16 protein-coding genes are annotated in these 13,337 nt (G+C 66.7%); 12 read left to right on the forward strand and 4 right to left on the reverse strand.

Annotated elements, in window-relative coordinates:
• The first annotated feature begins 30 nt into the window (after positions 1–30).
• The 7 genes from Q0Q48_RS24320 to Q0Q48_RS24350 all read left to right on the forward strand — a co-directional run bounded on the left by Q0Q48_RS24320 (position 31) and on the right by Q0Q48_RS24350 (position 5,803).
• Positions 31–1,557, forward strand: coding sequence for an ABC transporter ATP-binding protein (locus Q0Q48_RS24320; RefSeq protein WP_295143928.1), 1,527 nt, complete (start codon positions 31–33; stop codon positions 1,555–1,557).
• A 4-nt stretch (positions 1,558–1,561) separates the two neighbouring features.
• On the forward strand, positions 1,562–2,884 hold the full coding sequence (locus Q0Q48_RS24325) for an LLM class flavin-dependent oxidoreductase (RefSeq protein WP_295143930.1): 1,323 nt from the start codon (positions 1,562–1,564) through the stop codon (positions 2,882–2,884).
• Positions 2,885–2,909: 25 nt separating this feature from the next.
• Positions 2,910–3,293: a VOC family protein gene (locus tag Q0Q48_RS24330; RefSeq protein ID WP_295143932.1), complete on the forward strand. Its 384-nt coding sequence runs from the start codon at positions 2,910–2,912 to the stop codon at positions 3,291–3,293.
• A 36-nt stretch (positions 3,294–3,329) separates the two neighbouring features.
• Positions 3,330–4,328 carry a tripartite tricarboxylate transporter substrate-binding protein gene (locus tag Q0Q48_RS24335; RefSeq protein ID WP_295143934.1) on the forward strand — a complete coding sequence of 333 codons (999 nt, stop codon included), beginning with the start codon at positions 3,330–3,332 and terminating at the stop codon, positions 4,326–4,328.
• A 51-nt stretch (positions 4,329–4,379) separates the two neighbouring features.
• Complete coding sequence (locus tag Q0Q48_RS24340; RefSeq protein WP_366915308.1) at positions 4,380–5,084, forward strand: DinB family protein; 705 nt, start codon at positions 4,380–4,382, stop codon at positions 5,082–5,084.
• A gap of 73 nt (positions 5,085–5,157) precedes the next feature.
• A complete protein-coding gene (locus Q0Q48_RS24345) occupies positions 5,158–5,490 on the forward strand; it encodes a hypothetical protein (RefSeq protein ID WP_295143938.1) in 333 nt (110 codons plus the stop codon).
• Positions 5,491–5,539: 49 nt separating this feature from the next.
• A complete protein-coding gene (locus Q0Q48_RS24350; protein WP_295143940.1) occupies positions 5,540–5,803 on the forward strand; it encodes a hypothetical protein in 264 nt (87 codons plus the stop codon).
• Here the strand turns inward: Q0Q48_RS24350 and Q0Q48_RS24355 are convergent.
• On the reverse strand, positions 5,770–6,963 hold the full coding sequence (locus tag Q0Q48_RS24355; protein WP_295143942.1) for an AI-2E family transporter: 1,194 nt from the start codon (positions 6,961–6,963) through the stop codon (positions 5,770–5,772). The two genes, Q0Q48_RS24350 and Q0Q48_RS24355, sit on opposite strands and share 34 nt — an antisense overlap.
• A 114-nt stretch (positions 6,964–7,077) precedes the next feature.
• Here Q0Q48_RS24355 and Q0Q48_RS24360 point away from each other — a divergent pair, with 114 nt between their 5' ends.
• Genes Q0Q48_RS24360 through Q0Q48_RS24375 form a run of 4 tightly spaced genes read left to right on the forward strand, consistent with a single transcriptional unit; the run spans position 7,078 to position 10,281 of the window.
• On the forward strand, positions 7,078–8,130 hold the full coding sequence (locus Q0Q48_RS24360) for a phosphotransferase (protein WP_295143944.1): 1,053 nt from the start codon (positions 7,078–7,080) through the stop codon (positions 8,128–8,130).
• Between the two features lie 31 nt (positions 8,131–8,161).
• The gene (locus tag Q0Q48_RS24365; protein ID WP_295144089.1) at positions 8,162–9,151 is read left to right on the forward strand and encodes a tripartite tricarboxylate transporter substrate-binding protein; all 990 of its coding nucleotides are present in this window, start codon (positions 8,162–8,164) and stop codon (positions 9,149–9,151) included.
• Between the two features lie 18 nt (positions 9,152–9,169).
• Positions 9,170–9,910, forward strand: a complete 741-nt coding sequence (locus Q0Q48_RS24370) for an alpha/beta fold hydrolase (protein WP_295143946.1) — start codon at positions 9,170–9,172, stop codon at positions 9,908–9,910.
• On the forward strand, positions 9,907–10,281 hold the full coding sequence (locus Q0Q48_RS24375) for a DUF4189 domain-containing protein (protein WP_295143948.1): 375 nt from the start codon (positions 9,907–9,909) through the stop codon (positions 10,279–10,281). Before Q0Q48_RS24370 ends, Q0Q48_RS24375 begins: the two co-directional genes overlap by 4 nt.
• 13 nt (positions 10,282–10,294) lie before the next feature.
• Here the strand turns inward: Q0Q48_RS24375 and Q0Q48_RS24380 are convergent, their stop codons facing one another.
• Positions 10,295–10,672: an STAS/SEC14 domain-containing protein gene (locus Q0Q48_RS24380; protein WP_295143949.1), complete on the reverse strand. Its 378-nt coding sequence runs from the start codon at positions 10,670–10,672 to the stop codon at positions 10,295–10,297.
• A gap of 95 nt (positions 10,673–10,767) precedes the next feature.
• Between Q0Q48_RS24380 and Q0Q48_RS24385 the strand changes: the two genes are divergently transcribed.
• Positions 10,768–11,577 carry a hypothetical protein gene (locus Q0Q48_RS24385; protein ID WP_295143951.1) on the forward strand — a complete coding sequence of 270 codons (810 nt, stop codon included), beginning with the start codon at positions 10,768–10,770 and terminating at the stop codon, positions 11,575–11,577.
• Positions 11,578–11,585: 8 nt separating this feature from the next.
• Here the strand turns inward: Q0Q48_RS24385 and ybaK are convergent, their stop codons facing one another.
• The gene (ybaK, locus tag Q0Q48_RS24390; RefSeq protein ID WP_295143953.1) at positions 11,586–12,059 is read right to left on the reverse strand and encodes a Cys-tRNA(Pro) deacylase; all 474 of its coding nucleotides are present in this window, start codon (positions 12,057–12,059) and stop codon (positions 11,586–11,588) included.
• A 43-nt stretch (positions 12,060–12,102) separates the two neighbouring features.
• A complete protein-coding gene (locus Q0Q48_RS24395) occupies positions 12,103–13,329 on the reverse strand; it encodes a hydantoinase/carbamoylase family amidase (protein ID WP_295143955.1) in 1,227 nt (408 codons plus the stop codon).
• Positions 13,330–13,337 lie beyond the last annotated feature (8 nt).

Here is a 13,337-nt window from a genome sequence, read left to right on the forward strand (position 1 = left end):
CTGATTTATAGGGCTATGGAGTAAACGTAGTTGTCATCTTCACCCGGTGGGGCGCACGACATGGCCTTCCGCCTGCTGGCCGAGATGCGCATCGATGCCTTCCGCAAGCTCGACGCGCTGGCGCCCGCCTATCTCACGCGCCGCCGCACCGGTGATCTGATGGCGCTGGCGACACACGACATCGAGCTGGTCGAGTATTTCTTCGCCCATACGGTGGCACCGGCCTTCGTCGCGATCCTCATCCCCGCCGCCGTGGTGATCGCTCTGGCCACGACGAGCGGATGGCTGGCGATCACGCTGGTGCCGTTCCTGCTGGCCGTGGGCCTCAGTCCCTTCCTGATGCGCAAGCGGGTCGATCGGCTCGGCAGCCAGGCGCGCGAGGCGGCCGGCGAACTGGGCGCCTTTGCCGTCGATTCGGTGCAGGGGCTGGGCGAGATCGTCGCCAACCAGCAGGAGCGCGCACGCGGCGACAAGCTCGACGAGCTGTCGCAGCGCCATATCGCGCTGCGCCTGCCTTTCTTCAGCGAACTGACGATGCAGCACGCCCTCCTCGAAGTGCTGACGGGGCTGGGCGGCCTCGCCATCGTCGTGGTCGGCGCCATTCTCGCCTCGCGCGGCGCGCTCGATCCGGGCCTGCTGCCACTGATGACGATCCTGGCGATGTCGGCCTTCCTGCCGGTGTCGGAGATTGCGCAGATCGGCCGCCAGCTCGCCGACACGCTGGGCGCCACGCGAAGGGTCTATGCGCTGGCCAACGAGCCGATCCCGGTGCGCGATGGCAAGGGCGTGCCTCCCACCTCAGGCGCGGCGGCCCTGCAGCTCGAGAAGGTGAACTTCACCTATCCCGGCCAGACCCGGCGCGCCTTGTCCGACGTGAGCTTCACCATTCCCGCCGGCAAGACGGTGGCGCTGGTCGGCACGTCGGGCGCGGGAAAGACTACGACGGCGCAGCTCCTGATGCGCTTCTGGGATCCCGACACCGGCCGCATCACCTTGAACGGCGCGGACCTGCGCGACTACAAGCTCGACGAGTTGCGCGGCCTTGTGGCCCTCGTGGCGCAGGACACCTACCTGTTCAACGACACGCTGCGCGCCAACATCCTGATCGCACGCCCCGAGGCAACAGAGGCCGAGCTGCTGGCCGCAATCGAGCATGCGTCCCTGGGCGAGCTGGTCGCCACCCTCCCGCAGGGCCTCGACTCGCCTGTCGGTGAGCGCGGTACCAGCCTGAGCGGCGGCCAGCGCCAGAGGGTCGCCATCGCGCGCGCCTTCCTGAAGGATGCGCCGATCCTGATCCTCGACGAGGCGACCTCGCATCTCGACGCGGTGAACGAGCAGGCGGTGCGGCGCGCGCTCGACCTGTTGAAAGCCGACCGCACGACCATCGTCATTGCGCACCGGCTCTCGACCGTGCGCGATGCCGACCTGATCGTGGTGCTCGACGAAGGCCGCGTGGCGGAAACCGGCACGCACGCCGCGCTGGTTTCGCGCGGCGGTCTCTATGCACGACTCGTGTCGCGCCAGCTTGCATCGGTCTACGCGCCGGCTGCACAGTGAGGGGATGAAGCGACAGCTCCACCTCAACCTCTTCATCCAGAGTCGGGGCCATCACGAAGCTTCGTGGCGGCATCCCGACTCCTCAGCCCTCGCACTGACCGACATCGAGTATTTCCGCGACCTCGCGCGGCGTGCCGAGGCCGGCCTCTTCGATTCGATCTTCCTGGCCGACCAGCTCGCTTTGGCCGACACGGTGGCACATGCGGCGAGCACCTGGCTGGAGCCGATCACCGCGCTCGCTGCCATCGCCGGCTCGACGCAGCGCATCGGCCTCATCGCCACGGCCTCCACCACCTATTCGGAGCCGTTCAACCTCGCGCGGCAGTTCGGTTCGCTCGACCATATCAGCGGCGGCCGCGTCGGCTGGAACATCGTGACCTCGTGGCTCGCCCCCGCGGCCCGCAACTTCGGCGGCACAGGCCTGGTGAGCCACGACGAGCGCTACGAGCGCGGCGAGGAGTTCGTGCAGGTTGCCAAGGCGTTGTGGGACAGCTGGGCCGACGATGCCGTACTCGACGATCGCGCGAGCGGCCACTATGCGCGCGCCGATCGCATCCGGCCGATCAACCACGAGGGCAAGTATTATCGCGTCGCCGGCCCGCTCAACATGCCGCGCGGGCCCCAGGGACGTCCGGTCTTCGTGCAGGCCGGCTCGTCCGACACCGGGCGCCGCTTCGCCGCGCGCCACGCCGAAGCGGTCTTCACCGCCCAGATGGAGAAGACCACTGCCCAGGAGTTCTATGCCGACCTGAAGAGGCTGGCGGCGGCGGAGGGCCGTCCCTCCGAGCAGGTGCTAATCCTGCCTGGCCTCAGCCCGGTGATCGCCTCGACCGAGACCGAAGCCAGGCGTCTTGCGAAAGACTTGAACGATCTCACCGATCCGGAAGTGGGGCGCAAGCGCCTGAGCGGCCGGTTCGGCGGCCATGACTTCTCGCACCTGCCGCTCGACCGTCCGCTGACCGCGGAGGACTTTCCCGATCCCGGCACGGTCCAGGCGGCGCGCAGCCGCACCGAAGTGATCGTGGGCCTCGTCCGTCGCGAAAACTTCACGCTGCGCCAGCTGCTTGCCTATCTGGCGGGCGCCCGCGGCCACTACACCACGGCAGGCACGCCCGAACAGATCGCCAACCTGATCGAAGACTGGTTCGACGACGGCGCCGCCGACGGGTTCAACCTCATGCCGCCCCTGCTTCCCTCGATGCTCGACGTGTTCGTGGCCGAGGTGGTGCCCATCCTCCAGAAACGCGGGCTGTTCCGGACTGCCTATCAAGGCAGGACTCTGCGCGATCATTTCGGGTTGCCGCGCCCTGCGACTGAGGCATCCTGAGGCGGCGCAACGAGGAGAGACCACCATGTTCAGTCACGTTACGATCGGCAGCAACGATGTAGGCAAGGCCAAGCCCTTCTACGACGCGCTGCTGGAGCCGCTCGGTCTGGTGCGCCACATGGATTATCCGCACGCCGTTGGATACGGTCCGGCAGGCGGACGACCGCAGCTCTGGATCCTGAGCCCGCTCGACAAGAAAGCCGCCTCGGTCGGCAATGGCATCACGATCGGCCTGGAGGCTCCCGACCGCAGCGCCGTCGATGCGGCTCACAAGGCGGCAGTCGCGGCGGGGGGCAAGGACGAGGGCGCGCCGGGCATTCGGGCGCACTATCATCCCAACTACTACGGCGCGTATCTGCGTGACCTGGACGGCAACAAGATCTGCGTGGTCTGCCACCGCAAGGCATAGCCCATCGGGAGCCGTCGGAACGTGTAGACCAGGCGTATGACACCTGTTTCCCGCCGCGCCGTGCTGGCGTCCGGTAGCCTGGCCCTGCTGCCGACGCCGGCCTTCGCACAATCCGGACTTCCGGATCGCGCCGTCCGCCTCTGGGTCGGCTTCGCCGCAGGCGGTGGTTCCGACGTCGTGGCACGCGCCATCACGCCCGGCATCCAGCAGCGCCTCGGCCGCCCCGTTACCGTCGAGAACCGCCCCGGCGCGGCCGGCGCCACGATGGGAGCGTCGCTGAAGAAAGCCGCACCCGATGGCACGACCATCGGATTGCTGCCGAGTACGACCCTGATCGGCCAACTCACCTCGCCGGCGACCTTTCCATTCGATCCGCTGCACGATCTGGCGCCGCTCGGGATCGTCGGGACCTTCGAAACGGCATTCGTCGTTTCACCTTCGATCGGCGTCCGCACGCTCGCCGAGTATGTCCAATGGGTGAAGGACGGCCCGCCCGATCGCCGTCGGTTCGGCACCGCCGCGCCCCAGACCTTCTCACAGTATTTCGCGCAGCTGCTCGGCCGGCAGTATGACATCGCCCTCGTGCCCGCACCCTTCCGTGGCACAGGTCCCCTGTCGTCGGATCTCGGCCAAGGGCGCATCCCGGCAGGTTGCGGCGGCCTTGCCTCCTTCGTGCATCAGCATCGTGGCGGCAAGCTCCGGATCCTCGCCACGTCGGGCGCGGCTCGCAATCCGGTGCTTCCGGACGTGCCGACGGTGGTGGAACTGGGCTTCCCGGGACTGCAACTGATCGACTGGTACGCCTTTTTCGCGCCGGCCGGCCTGCCGTCGCCCCTCATCGCCCACTGGAACCGGGAATTGAGAATCGCCGTAGAGAGCCGCGATACGCAGGAACAACTCACGCAGTACGGCGTCATCGTCGGCGTCACCAAACCCGACGAATGCACGGTGCGCCTCGCATCCGATTTTGTCCGCTGGCGGACGCTGCTTGACATGCCGGGCATCCGGACCGCCAATGGTGGAGGGCAGGAGTAAGTCATGACAGAGCCACTGAAGGTCTTCTGGCAGCCCGGTTGAACGAGCTGCCTGAGACTCAAAGAGTTTCTATCGATCCGTGGGATCGACTTCGTCTCGGTGAATGTCCTCGAAGATCCGGCTGGCTTCGCCGAGCTGCAGGTGCTCGGCGCGCGTTCCGTGCCGGTCCTGTCGCGCGGCCGCCAGTTCATCTTCGGCCAGAGCACGCGTGAGATCGTTGCCTTCCTCGGTCTCCAGGAAAAATCGGGCCCCGAACTCTCGCCTGCCGAACTCTACGCGCGTCTCGACAGGTTTATGACCGCGGCCATCGGGCTGCTGCCGCTCATGCCGAACGAGAAGCTCCATATCCATGTACCGGGGCGGCCGCGCAGCTACCGCGCGCTCGCCTTCCATCTCTTTCGCGTGGTTTCGGCCTTCCTCGATGCCGAGCAGGGTAAGACCCTGGTTCAGGCGGCGTTCCGCGAAGAGCCGGCAGCCGATGCAGACATGGCGGCGGTGGCAGCCTACGGCGCCGCCGTGCAGGAGCGGTTTCGCAACTGGTGGGCCCACGGCGATACGAGCGCGGCGCGCATGCTGCCGACCTACTACGGCGCGCAGAGCCTGCATGAATTGCTGGAACGCACCACGTGGCATTCCGGCCAGCATGTGCGGCAGTGGATGATGCTGCTGGAACGGGAGGGCGTTACCCACGACAGGCCGCTCGGTGCCGCGGATTTCACCCGCCTGCCCATGCCTCAGAACGTCTGGGACGGGTAGGTTCGCAACCTCCGGACGGGCAGGGCGTTTGACGACCGACTGCCCCACCCCAACCCCGTTCCGGAGGATCACCATGCGCGCCGCCAGCCACGCCAACGGCAAGGATCTCGCCAAGGAGATCAGCCTTCTCAAGGCCCAACTTGAAGAGCTGACGAACTCAATGGGCGGCACCGGCGAGTCGATCGTCGCGCGCGGCGAGGAAGCCGTCGAGGAGACGCTGCGCTCAGCCCGCGAGCTGATCGCGAAGTACGGCGACACGGCCAAGGCCGTCGCCCAGGACACGATCGACCTGAAGAACAAGGCGACCGACAAGCTGATCGAGCAAACCGAGGCGCGTCCGCTGACCACTCTCGCGGCCGTCGTCGGGATCGGCTTCCTCGCAGGCTGGCTTTGTCGTCGGCAATAGCCGGCCCAGCAAAGCTTCAGCCCGGCCTTCAAGAGAAGCGATACCGTCGATGATCGGCCCCCTGCTCCGGGTTGCGGCAAGCGCAGCCGCGGCCCGTTCGCTGCGCAGCGCCGCCAACGATGCGCTGAACCGTGCCTTGCTGACCATGGGCGCAGCGATTTCCATCGTTATCGGTGCCGTCTTCCTTACCGCGTCCGCCTGGTCCCTCATCGAGAGCCGGCTCGATTCCGCCGCCGCCTCTGCGATTGTCGGGGCCTTCTGGGGTTTGCTGGGCCTCTCCTATTTCGTGGCAACGCGGCGACGTCGCACCTGAATCGGCGTCACCGACGCGAGCGGAGGCTTCACCGCCAGCCGCTCGCTCACCGGCCGATCCTCCGACAGCAGAACCTCCAGCCAACGCAGCGAGGGCAGGTGCGCGGCGACGGTGCTGATCAGGATCAGCAGCGGCACCGCCACGATCGCGCCGACAGCCCCCCACATCCAGCCGAGGAAGGCGACGCCCGCAAAGACCGCGACCGTGTTGAGGGCGCAACGGCGGCTGACGAAGGTCGGCGTGACGAGCTGCGATTCCACGAAGTGGATGACCGCGAGCACAAGTGGCGCCGCCACCATGTGCATCCAGTCCTCGTAGGTGAGGAGGGCCACGAACGCCACCAGTCCGATGGCGACCGGCGGTCCTACGAAGGGCACGAAGGATGCCAGCCCCATCAGCACGCCCCACAGCAGGGGATTGGGAAAGCCCAGCAAGGCCAGCACGATGGTCGAGGCGAGCGCCACCAGCGAGTAGATGACCACGAGCGCGAACAGGTAGGTGCCGACGCGGTCGTTGATGTCGCGCATGACCCGGGCCATCCGCACCCGCGTGTGAAAGTTGAGCGGCACCCTCAGTATCTGCCGCTTGTGGTCGTTGCGATGTGCGAGAAGCATGAAGGCAAGAACGGCCGCGTAGCCGATCTGCAGCAGCAGCGCCGGCGTCGTGCTCATCATCTCCGAGATCAACGACTTGTCGCGCACCACGACCTTCTCGGGCGGCTTCGCCTCGGTCGCAGCGGGGGCCGGCTGGGCCTGCGTCGCCTGTTCCACCCGGTCCGTGACCTGCTTCACGAAGGCCAGCGACTTGCGCAGGCCCTCGAGCTTCCGCTCCAGCGTGTAGGTAAGGTACGGCGCCTGCTGCGCCCAGCTCGTGATCGCCGGAGCCGACACCACCAGCAAGCCGGCGACGACAAGCGCCAGCAGGGACACCGACGCGCCGGCGGCGGCGGTCGGAGGCAAGCCCAGGCGCTCGAGCTTCTTGGCGACCGGCGTCAGCACCAGCGCGAGAACGATGGCAGCTGCCGTCGGGATCAGGAAATCGCGTGCGAGGTAGGCGATGACCCCGACCGCACAGACCGCAAGAACGATCAGCGGACGACGGATGGCCGAGCCTCCCCGGACATGGACGGTCGGCACGCGCAGGACAGAATTCTCGGCCACGGAACCTCGCTGACCGGCACTAACGTCGATCTGCAATCGAAGTTCCGCTCCGTTCCTCCCTGCGGGATGCAACGTTTGCGCAAGGCCGCGCGCGGCCTTTAGGCTCGACGCCACATGCCGACATACGCTGACACCGTCCCCGTGATGGAGCGCCACCGTTTCGACGTGGCTTCCCTCGACCGCTACTTCCGCGAGAAGCTCGAGGGCTATCGCGGCGGCCTTGACGTCCGGCAGTTCGATTCCGGCCATTCCAACCCGACCTTCTTTGTCGCCGCCGACATGGCGGAGGGCCGCCGCGACTTCGTGCTGCGCAAGAAGCCGCCGGGCAAGCTGGTGGCTTCGGCGCACCAGGTCGATCGCGAATTCCGCGTGATCTCCGCCCTCTCCTCCACCGACGTGCCCGTCGCGCCGGCCCGGCTGCTCTGTGAGGACGACTCCGTCATCGGCCAGATGTTCTATGTGATGGAGGCCGTGCCCGGTCGCATCCTGGTGAACCCGGCCATGCCCGGCCAGACGCCGGATGAGCGGACCGCCATATTCGATTCGATGAACGAGGTGCTGGCCCGTCTTCACAAGGTGGATCCCGTAGCGGTGGGGCTCGGGGACTATGGCCGCAGCGGACAGTACATCGCCCGACAGATCTCGCGCTGGAGCCGGCAATATGCCGAGCTCAAGACGGAAGAGATTCCGGCCATGGACAAGCTCTCCTCCTGGCTGCCGGAGAACATTCCCGACGACGGCGATCCCACCACCATCGTCCACGGCGACTATCGCCTCGGCAACCTGATCATCCATCCGACCGAGCCGCGCGTGGTGGCCGTGCTCGACTGGGAACTGTCGACGCTCGGGCATCCTTTGTGCGACGTCGCCTACAACTGTCTCGGCTATCACCTCACGGACCCACCGCACGGCTTCGCGACCGTCGATTTCGCCGCGCTGGGGATTCCCACCGAGCAGGACTACGTGGCGGCATATTGCCGGCGCACCGGGCGCGATTCGATCCCCAACTGGAACTACTACCTCGCCTTTTCGCTGTTCCGCCTCGCCGCCATCGCCCAGGGCGTCTACCGGCGCGGCCTGCAGGGCAACTCGTCCAATCCCGAATCGATCAAGATGAGCAAGTCCGCACGAGAACGGGCCGAGCTCGCATGGAGCCTGGTGTCCTAGATAAAAACGACCCGGAGGAAACAGAGTGACGATGAAGAAGATCGGCCGCCGCACATCGATTTTGATGACCGGCGCAGCACTTACCTCACCACTCGCGCCGAGCGTGCGCGCCCAGCAGCCCGGCCTGCCCGACAAGCCGCTGAAAATCCTGGTCGGCTTCCCCGCCGGTGGCGGCACCGACGTGATGGCGCGCCTGATCGCCGAGCCGCTGAAGCAGCGCACCGGCCGCAACGTCATCATCGACAACAAGGCCGGCGCCTCCGGCACCATCGCCGTTGGCGACCTGAAGAACGCGCCGGCGGATGGCACGACCATCGCCTACGTACCCTCGGCGACCATCGTGCAGAAGCTCACCATGCCCGGTGTTCCATTCGACCCGATGACGGACATCGCCCCGATCACGCTCGCCGGAACGGTACAGACCGCATTCTGCGTGTCGCCGACCATCGGCGTCGGAAACCTCAAGGAATACATCGAGTGGCTGAAGAAGAACCCGACCCGCGCCTCCTTCGGTACGACGGCGCTGGGTTCTTTCACGCACTTCTTCGGCGTCATGGCCGGCAAGGCGGTGGGAATTCCGCTCGAGCCGGTGCCGTATCGCGGCGCCGCACCGCTGGTCGCCGATCTGCAGGGTGGTCATATCGCCGCCGGCTGCGGCGGCATCACCGACTTCCTGGAGCATCACCGCGCCGGCAAGGTGAAGGTGATCTTCACCTCGGGCGTGAAGCCCACCACTTCGGCACCCGAGATCCCGACCATCAGCCAGCTCGGCTACCCGCAGCTCTCGATCCTGGGCTGGTACGTGTTCTTTGCGCCACCCAGGACGCCGGCGCCGCTGATCGATGCCTGGGGCAAGGAGCTGAAAGCCGTGCTCGAGATCCCCGAGATCCAGAAGAAACTGGTCGAGCTGGGCCTCGACGTCGAAACCTCGACACCGGCCCAGTTCACCGAACGCATGTCGGCCGACCTCGCGCGCTGGAAGACGATCATCGATTCGATCGGCTATAAGCCGCAGGGTTGATCCAACGGAGGCGCGTACATGCCGATCCTGAAGCGGCCGGATGCCGATATCCACTATGAGGTCCATGGCGCCGGCTTTCCGCTGCTTCTCTATGCGCCCGGCGGCCTCCGCTCATCGATCGCGTTCTGGGGGCCCGCCGCCGACGGCACGCCACGCGCCTGGATGGACCCGCGCACCGCGCTCGCCGACAAATTCACCGTCATCTCGATGGACCAGCGCAACGCCGGCAAGTCGGTGGCCGACGTGAAGCCCGACCATGGCTGGCACACCTTTGCCGCCGATCACCTGGCGCTGATGGACCATCTGGGCTTCGGGCGCTTCGCCGTGATGGGTGGCTGCATTGGCGGCAGCTACTGCTTCGAGGCGATCGAACAGGCGCCGGACCGCGTTGCCGCCGCGGTCCTGCAGAACCCGATCGGCCTGTGGGAGAACCACGATACGTGGGATGAGTCCGTGAAGGGCTACAGCGCAACCGTGCGGGCGCGTGATCCCTCAATTTCCGAGGCCGCGATCCAGAGCTTCGGCCGGAACATGTTCGGCCAGGACTTCGTCTTCTCCGTGACGCGCGATTTCGTCAGGAACTGCCGGACGCCGCTGCTGCTGCAGCCTGGCACCGACAAGCCGCATCCCGCCCACACCAGCGACGAGATCGCGGCGCTTGCCCCCAACCTCGAGGTGCAGAAGGATTGGCGGGCGCCGCGGTTCCTGCAAGAATCGATCATGCGTGTCCGTACTTTCCTCGAGAAGCACACACAATGATGAAGAGACTGACGATCCTGCTCGCCGCCCTTCTTGCGATGGACGCGGCAATCGCGGCGACAGCGCAGGCCCAGGAAGTCTGGGGCGCCGTCGCGACCGACAACGAACGCCTGTTCGGCGTCGCGACCGGCATGGCGACGCGTGAGGCGGCCGAAACCTCGGCGCTGGCCGAATGCGGACCGCTGGAATGCAAGATCCGGATGAGCGCACAACAGCGCTGCATTGCCTACGCCCATAGCGACAACGGGCAGGCCTCGGGTTACGGCGCCGCCCCCACCAGACAGGACGCGGAACAATCCGCCTGGAACGAGTGCAATGCCCGGGTGCCCAGCAACTCCTGCACCATCCGCAGCGCTCGCTGCTTCGAGTAGGTCTTCGCGCCGGTCAGGCCCGCGGCCGCGAATTCTCGGCGAGCCACTTTCGCGCCTCATGAAGGCTGCGAAAGACCTTCACCGGACGCAGGCCTCCGGTCAGCCGGGCGAACGTTTCAGCATTATCGGCTGCCTGCCCCGGACTGACGACGAACGCCACCGGCCCCAGCGCCTTGCCGTCGTTCCGGCCAACGAGATTGGCGATTGCCTCGACGCCGGCTTTGTCCATGGGAAACGTGGGCGAGGCAATGTCGATGAGCTTGGCATAGTGAAGAACGTCGCTCGCCAGGGCCTGCTGCACCGCTTCGCGCACGTCGTCGGCCGTGAAAGCCCCGCGGACGACGGCAACGACCAGCCGGCTCGGGTGATGGACATCGACATGAATCGGCATGGATGGCGGTCTGCGTTGCCCACATTTCTACCGCATCCGTGCGGCAGGGTAGCGCGATTACCATGCCCGGCCCGGCCTGCAAACAGGAGTAGTCGTTGGAGAAGATCGCCGTCATCGTCATCGTGGCCCTGGCTGCCGGTGCCGCACTCTATCTGTTTGGCCGCACGGCCTCTTCCCGCCAGCGCCTGACACGGTCGGTGGCGGCGGCGATCGCCGGCGCTCTGGCTGCGGCCGGTGTCGTCTTCGGGCTGGAGGCCCTGACCGGCGACGATACGCAGATGGTCGACAATGCCATGGTGGAGGCGCGTACGCTGCCCCTCGTTGGCCTGGTTCTGGCCGACGTGCCCGACGCCGAGCCACGGCTGCGCGCCTCCCTGAGGGAAGAGATCCGCAATCCGACGACCACGGGTGCGCCGCGTCCGCTGGTACTGATGAGCGAGCTGCGCGCCACCCATATCGTGCCGGCATTGAAGGCGGCCGACGCCGCCGATGCCGAGGGCGTGCTGGCGGCGCGCATCGCGTTGATGCGGCACCTGCGCGGCACCAATGTCCAGGCCTGTCGCGAGCTGGCGTTGATCGGCATCCAGCATGCCGACCGGCTCGACCCGCAAGGCCAGAAGCTGATGCGCGAGATGCTGACGGCGATGGAGAAGGCCTATCGCTCCGGGCGTACTGCGATGAAGGCGAATGCAACGGCGCAACTGCCGGTGCCGAACGACACCGAGGCGCGCGCGCTCCTCGCCGAAGCGGGCCTCACGCCGGCCGATTTCGAAAGGCTGCAGAACCTCGCTAAACTCTCCGGCGAGGAAGCCTGCGAGCTGGGCATCAAGCTGAACGGCACGCCGTCCAGACTGCCGCCCGACAAGGCGGGCGGCCTGGCGCGCTACCTGGCGGCAGCCCAGTAGGCCAGGCGCTACGCCACCAGCGACGCCACGACCGCCTTCAGCGCCGCCGCGACGTCCTGCGGCGACATCCGCACCTGCAGGCCACGCTGGCCGCCGTTGAGGTAGACCAGTTCGTGCCCCACGGCCTCGACTTCGATGGCGGTCCGCACAGACCGCATCTGGCCGAACGGGCTGATGCCGCCAACCTTGTAGCCGGTCATGCGCTCGGCATCGGCGGGCTTCATCATCTCGGCCGACTTGCCCTTGAATGCCGCCGCCAGCTTCTTCATCGAGACTTCGCGATCCGAGGGCACGATCACGCAGGCGGGCTTGCCGTCGACGAGGGTCATCAGCGTCTTGAGCACGCGTTGCGGCGCCTCGCCCAGCGCCTCAGCCGCCTGCAGCCCGACCTTGTCGGCATCGGGATCGTAGTCATAGGTGTGGACGGTGAAGGCGAGCTTCGCCTGCTCCAGAGCCTTGGTGGCGCGGGTGACCTTCGACATGCTGCTCCTCGCTCGACGAGGAACAGGATAGCGCTGTCGCCCGTCAGTTTCCCTTCAGAATTTTCGCCGCGGCGTCGGCAAAGACCTGGCATCCCAGCACGATGTCGGCGTCGTGGGTGTTCTCGGTGAAGTGATGCGAGATGCCGCCGATCGACGGTACGAACATCATGGCCGCCGGCATCCTGAGCCCGATCACCTGCGCATCGTGTCCGGCGCCCGAGGGCATGCGGACATGCTTGTCAGGCGCATGGACGGCGGCCGACTCCTCGATCGCCTCGAGGAAGCGCTCGTCCATCAGCAGCGGCTGGGTACGTGACAGGTTCACGCACTCCACCTTGCAGGGGCTGTTCTTCTGGTGATCCGCCACGATCTCCATCAGCTTCGCCTCGAAGGCCTGAAGGATCTTCTGGTCGGCATCGCGGAACTGGAGAACCATCTCGGCCCGGCCGGGAACGATCGCCGGCGCACCTGGCTCCAGCACCATCTTGCCGACCGTCCATACGCTGCGCGGGCCCGAGACGGCGGGGAACTTGTCCATGACGTCGTTGTAGAGTCGCATCATGGCGACGCCGGCATCCTTGCGAATCGGCATAGGCGTCGTGCCGGCATGGTTCTGGATGCCGCTGAAGGTCAGCCGGAACTGCATGATGCCGACGATCGCCGTCACGATGCCGATGCGCTTGTCGCCGGCTTCGAGAAGGCCGCCCTGCTCAATGTGCGCTTCGAGATAGCCGCGATACCTGCCCTCTTCCAAATGCTCGCGCGGCACGCCTTCGAGGCCGGCCGCCTTCAGCGCCTCGCGCATCGGCGTGCCCTCGTCGCGATGCTTCGCCTTGTCGATGTCGGCCTCGGAAAAGATGCCGATGAAGGAGCGGCTGCCGGTCATCTGGCCCCAGTGGCCCTCCTCGTCGGCCCAGGAGGCTACATCGACGGCGAGATGCGCCGTCTCGGGATCCTCCGCCAGCGCCCGCGCCACTTCGAGCCCGTAGATCACGCCCATGACTCCATCGAGCCAGCCGCCGCGCGGCTGGGTGTCGGAGTGCGAGCCGATCAGGATGCGCGGACCGGTCTTCGGACTCTTGCCGATCACCGTGCCGATGCCGTCGATCACCGGTTCGAGGCCCGCTTCCTTCATCCGCGCCACCAGCCAGTGCCGGCTCTCGACATCCTGCGGCGACAAATGCGGCCGGTGCACACCCGTCTGGTAGCGGCCGAAATCGGCAATGCGCCGCAAGTCGCCGAGCAGTCGTTCACCGTTGATCGTGGGCATTCTCTATC

Origin of the sequence: uncultured Reyranella sp. (assembly GCF_945957355.1) — a bacterium.
Taxonomy (GTDB): domain Bacteria; phylum Pseudomonadota; class Alphaproteobacteria; order Reyranellales; family Reyranellaceae; genus Reyranella.

Coding starts and splice junctions, on each gene's coding strand:
- Q0Q48_RS24325 (WP_295143930.1), top strand. CDS start 1,562: ATGAAGCGACAGCTCCACCTCAACCTCTTCATCCAGAGTCGGGGCCAT.
- Q0Q48_RS24330 (WP_295143932.1), top strand. CDS start 2,910: ATGTTCAGTCACGTTACGATCGGCAGCAACGATGTAGGCAAGGCCAAG.
- Q0Q48_RS24335 (WP_295143934.1), top strand. CDS start 3,330: ATGACACCTGTTTCCCGCCGCGCCGTGCTGGCGTCCGGTAGCCTGGCC.
- Q0Q48_RS24345 (WP_295143938.1), top strand. CDS start 5,158: ATGCGCGCCGCCAGCCACGCCAACGGCAAGGATCTCGCCAAGGAGATC.
- Q0Q48_RS24350 (WP_295143940.1), top strand. CDS start 5,540: ATGATCGGCCCCCTGCTCCGGGTTGCGGCAAGCGCAGCCGCGGCCCGT.
- Q0Q48_RS24360 (WP_295143944.1), top strand. CDS start 7,078: ATGCCGACATACGCTGACACCGTCCCCGTGATGGAGCGCCACCGTTTC.
- Q0Q48_RS24365 (WP_295144089.1), top strand. CDS start 8,162: ATGAAGAAGATCGGCCGCCGCACATCGATTTTGATGACCGGCGCAGCA.
- Q0Q48_RS24370 (WP_295143946.1), top strand. CDS start 9,170: ATGCCGATCCTGAAGCGGCCGGATGCCGATATCCACTATGAGGTCCAT.
- Q0Q48_RS24375 (WP_295143948.1), top strand. CDS start 9,907: ATGATGAAGAGACTGACGATCCTGCTCGCCGCCCTTCTTGCGATGGAC.
- Q0Q48_RS24380 (WP_295143949.1), bottom strand. CDS start 10,672: ATGCCGATTCATGTCGATGTCCATCACCCGAGCCGGCTGGTCGTTGCC.
- ybaK (WP_295143953.1), bottom strand. CDS start 12,059: ATGTCGAAGGTCACCCGCGCCACCAAGGCTCTGGAGCAGGCGAAGCTC.
- Q0Q48_RS24395 (WP_295143955.1), bottom strand. CDS start 13,329: ATGCCCACGATCAACGGTGAACGACTGCTCGGCGACTTGCGGCGCATT.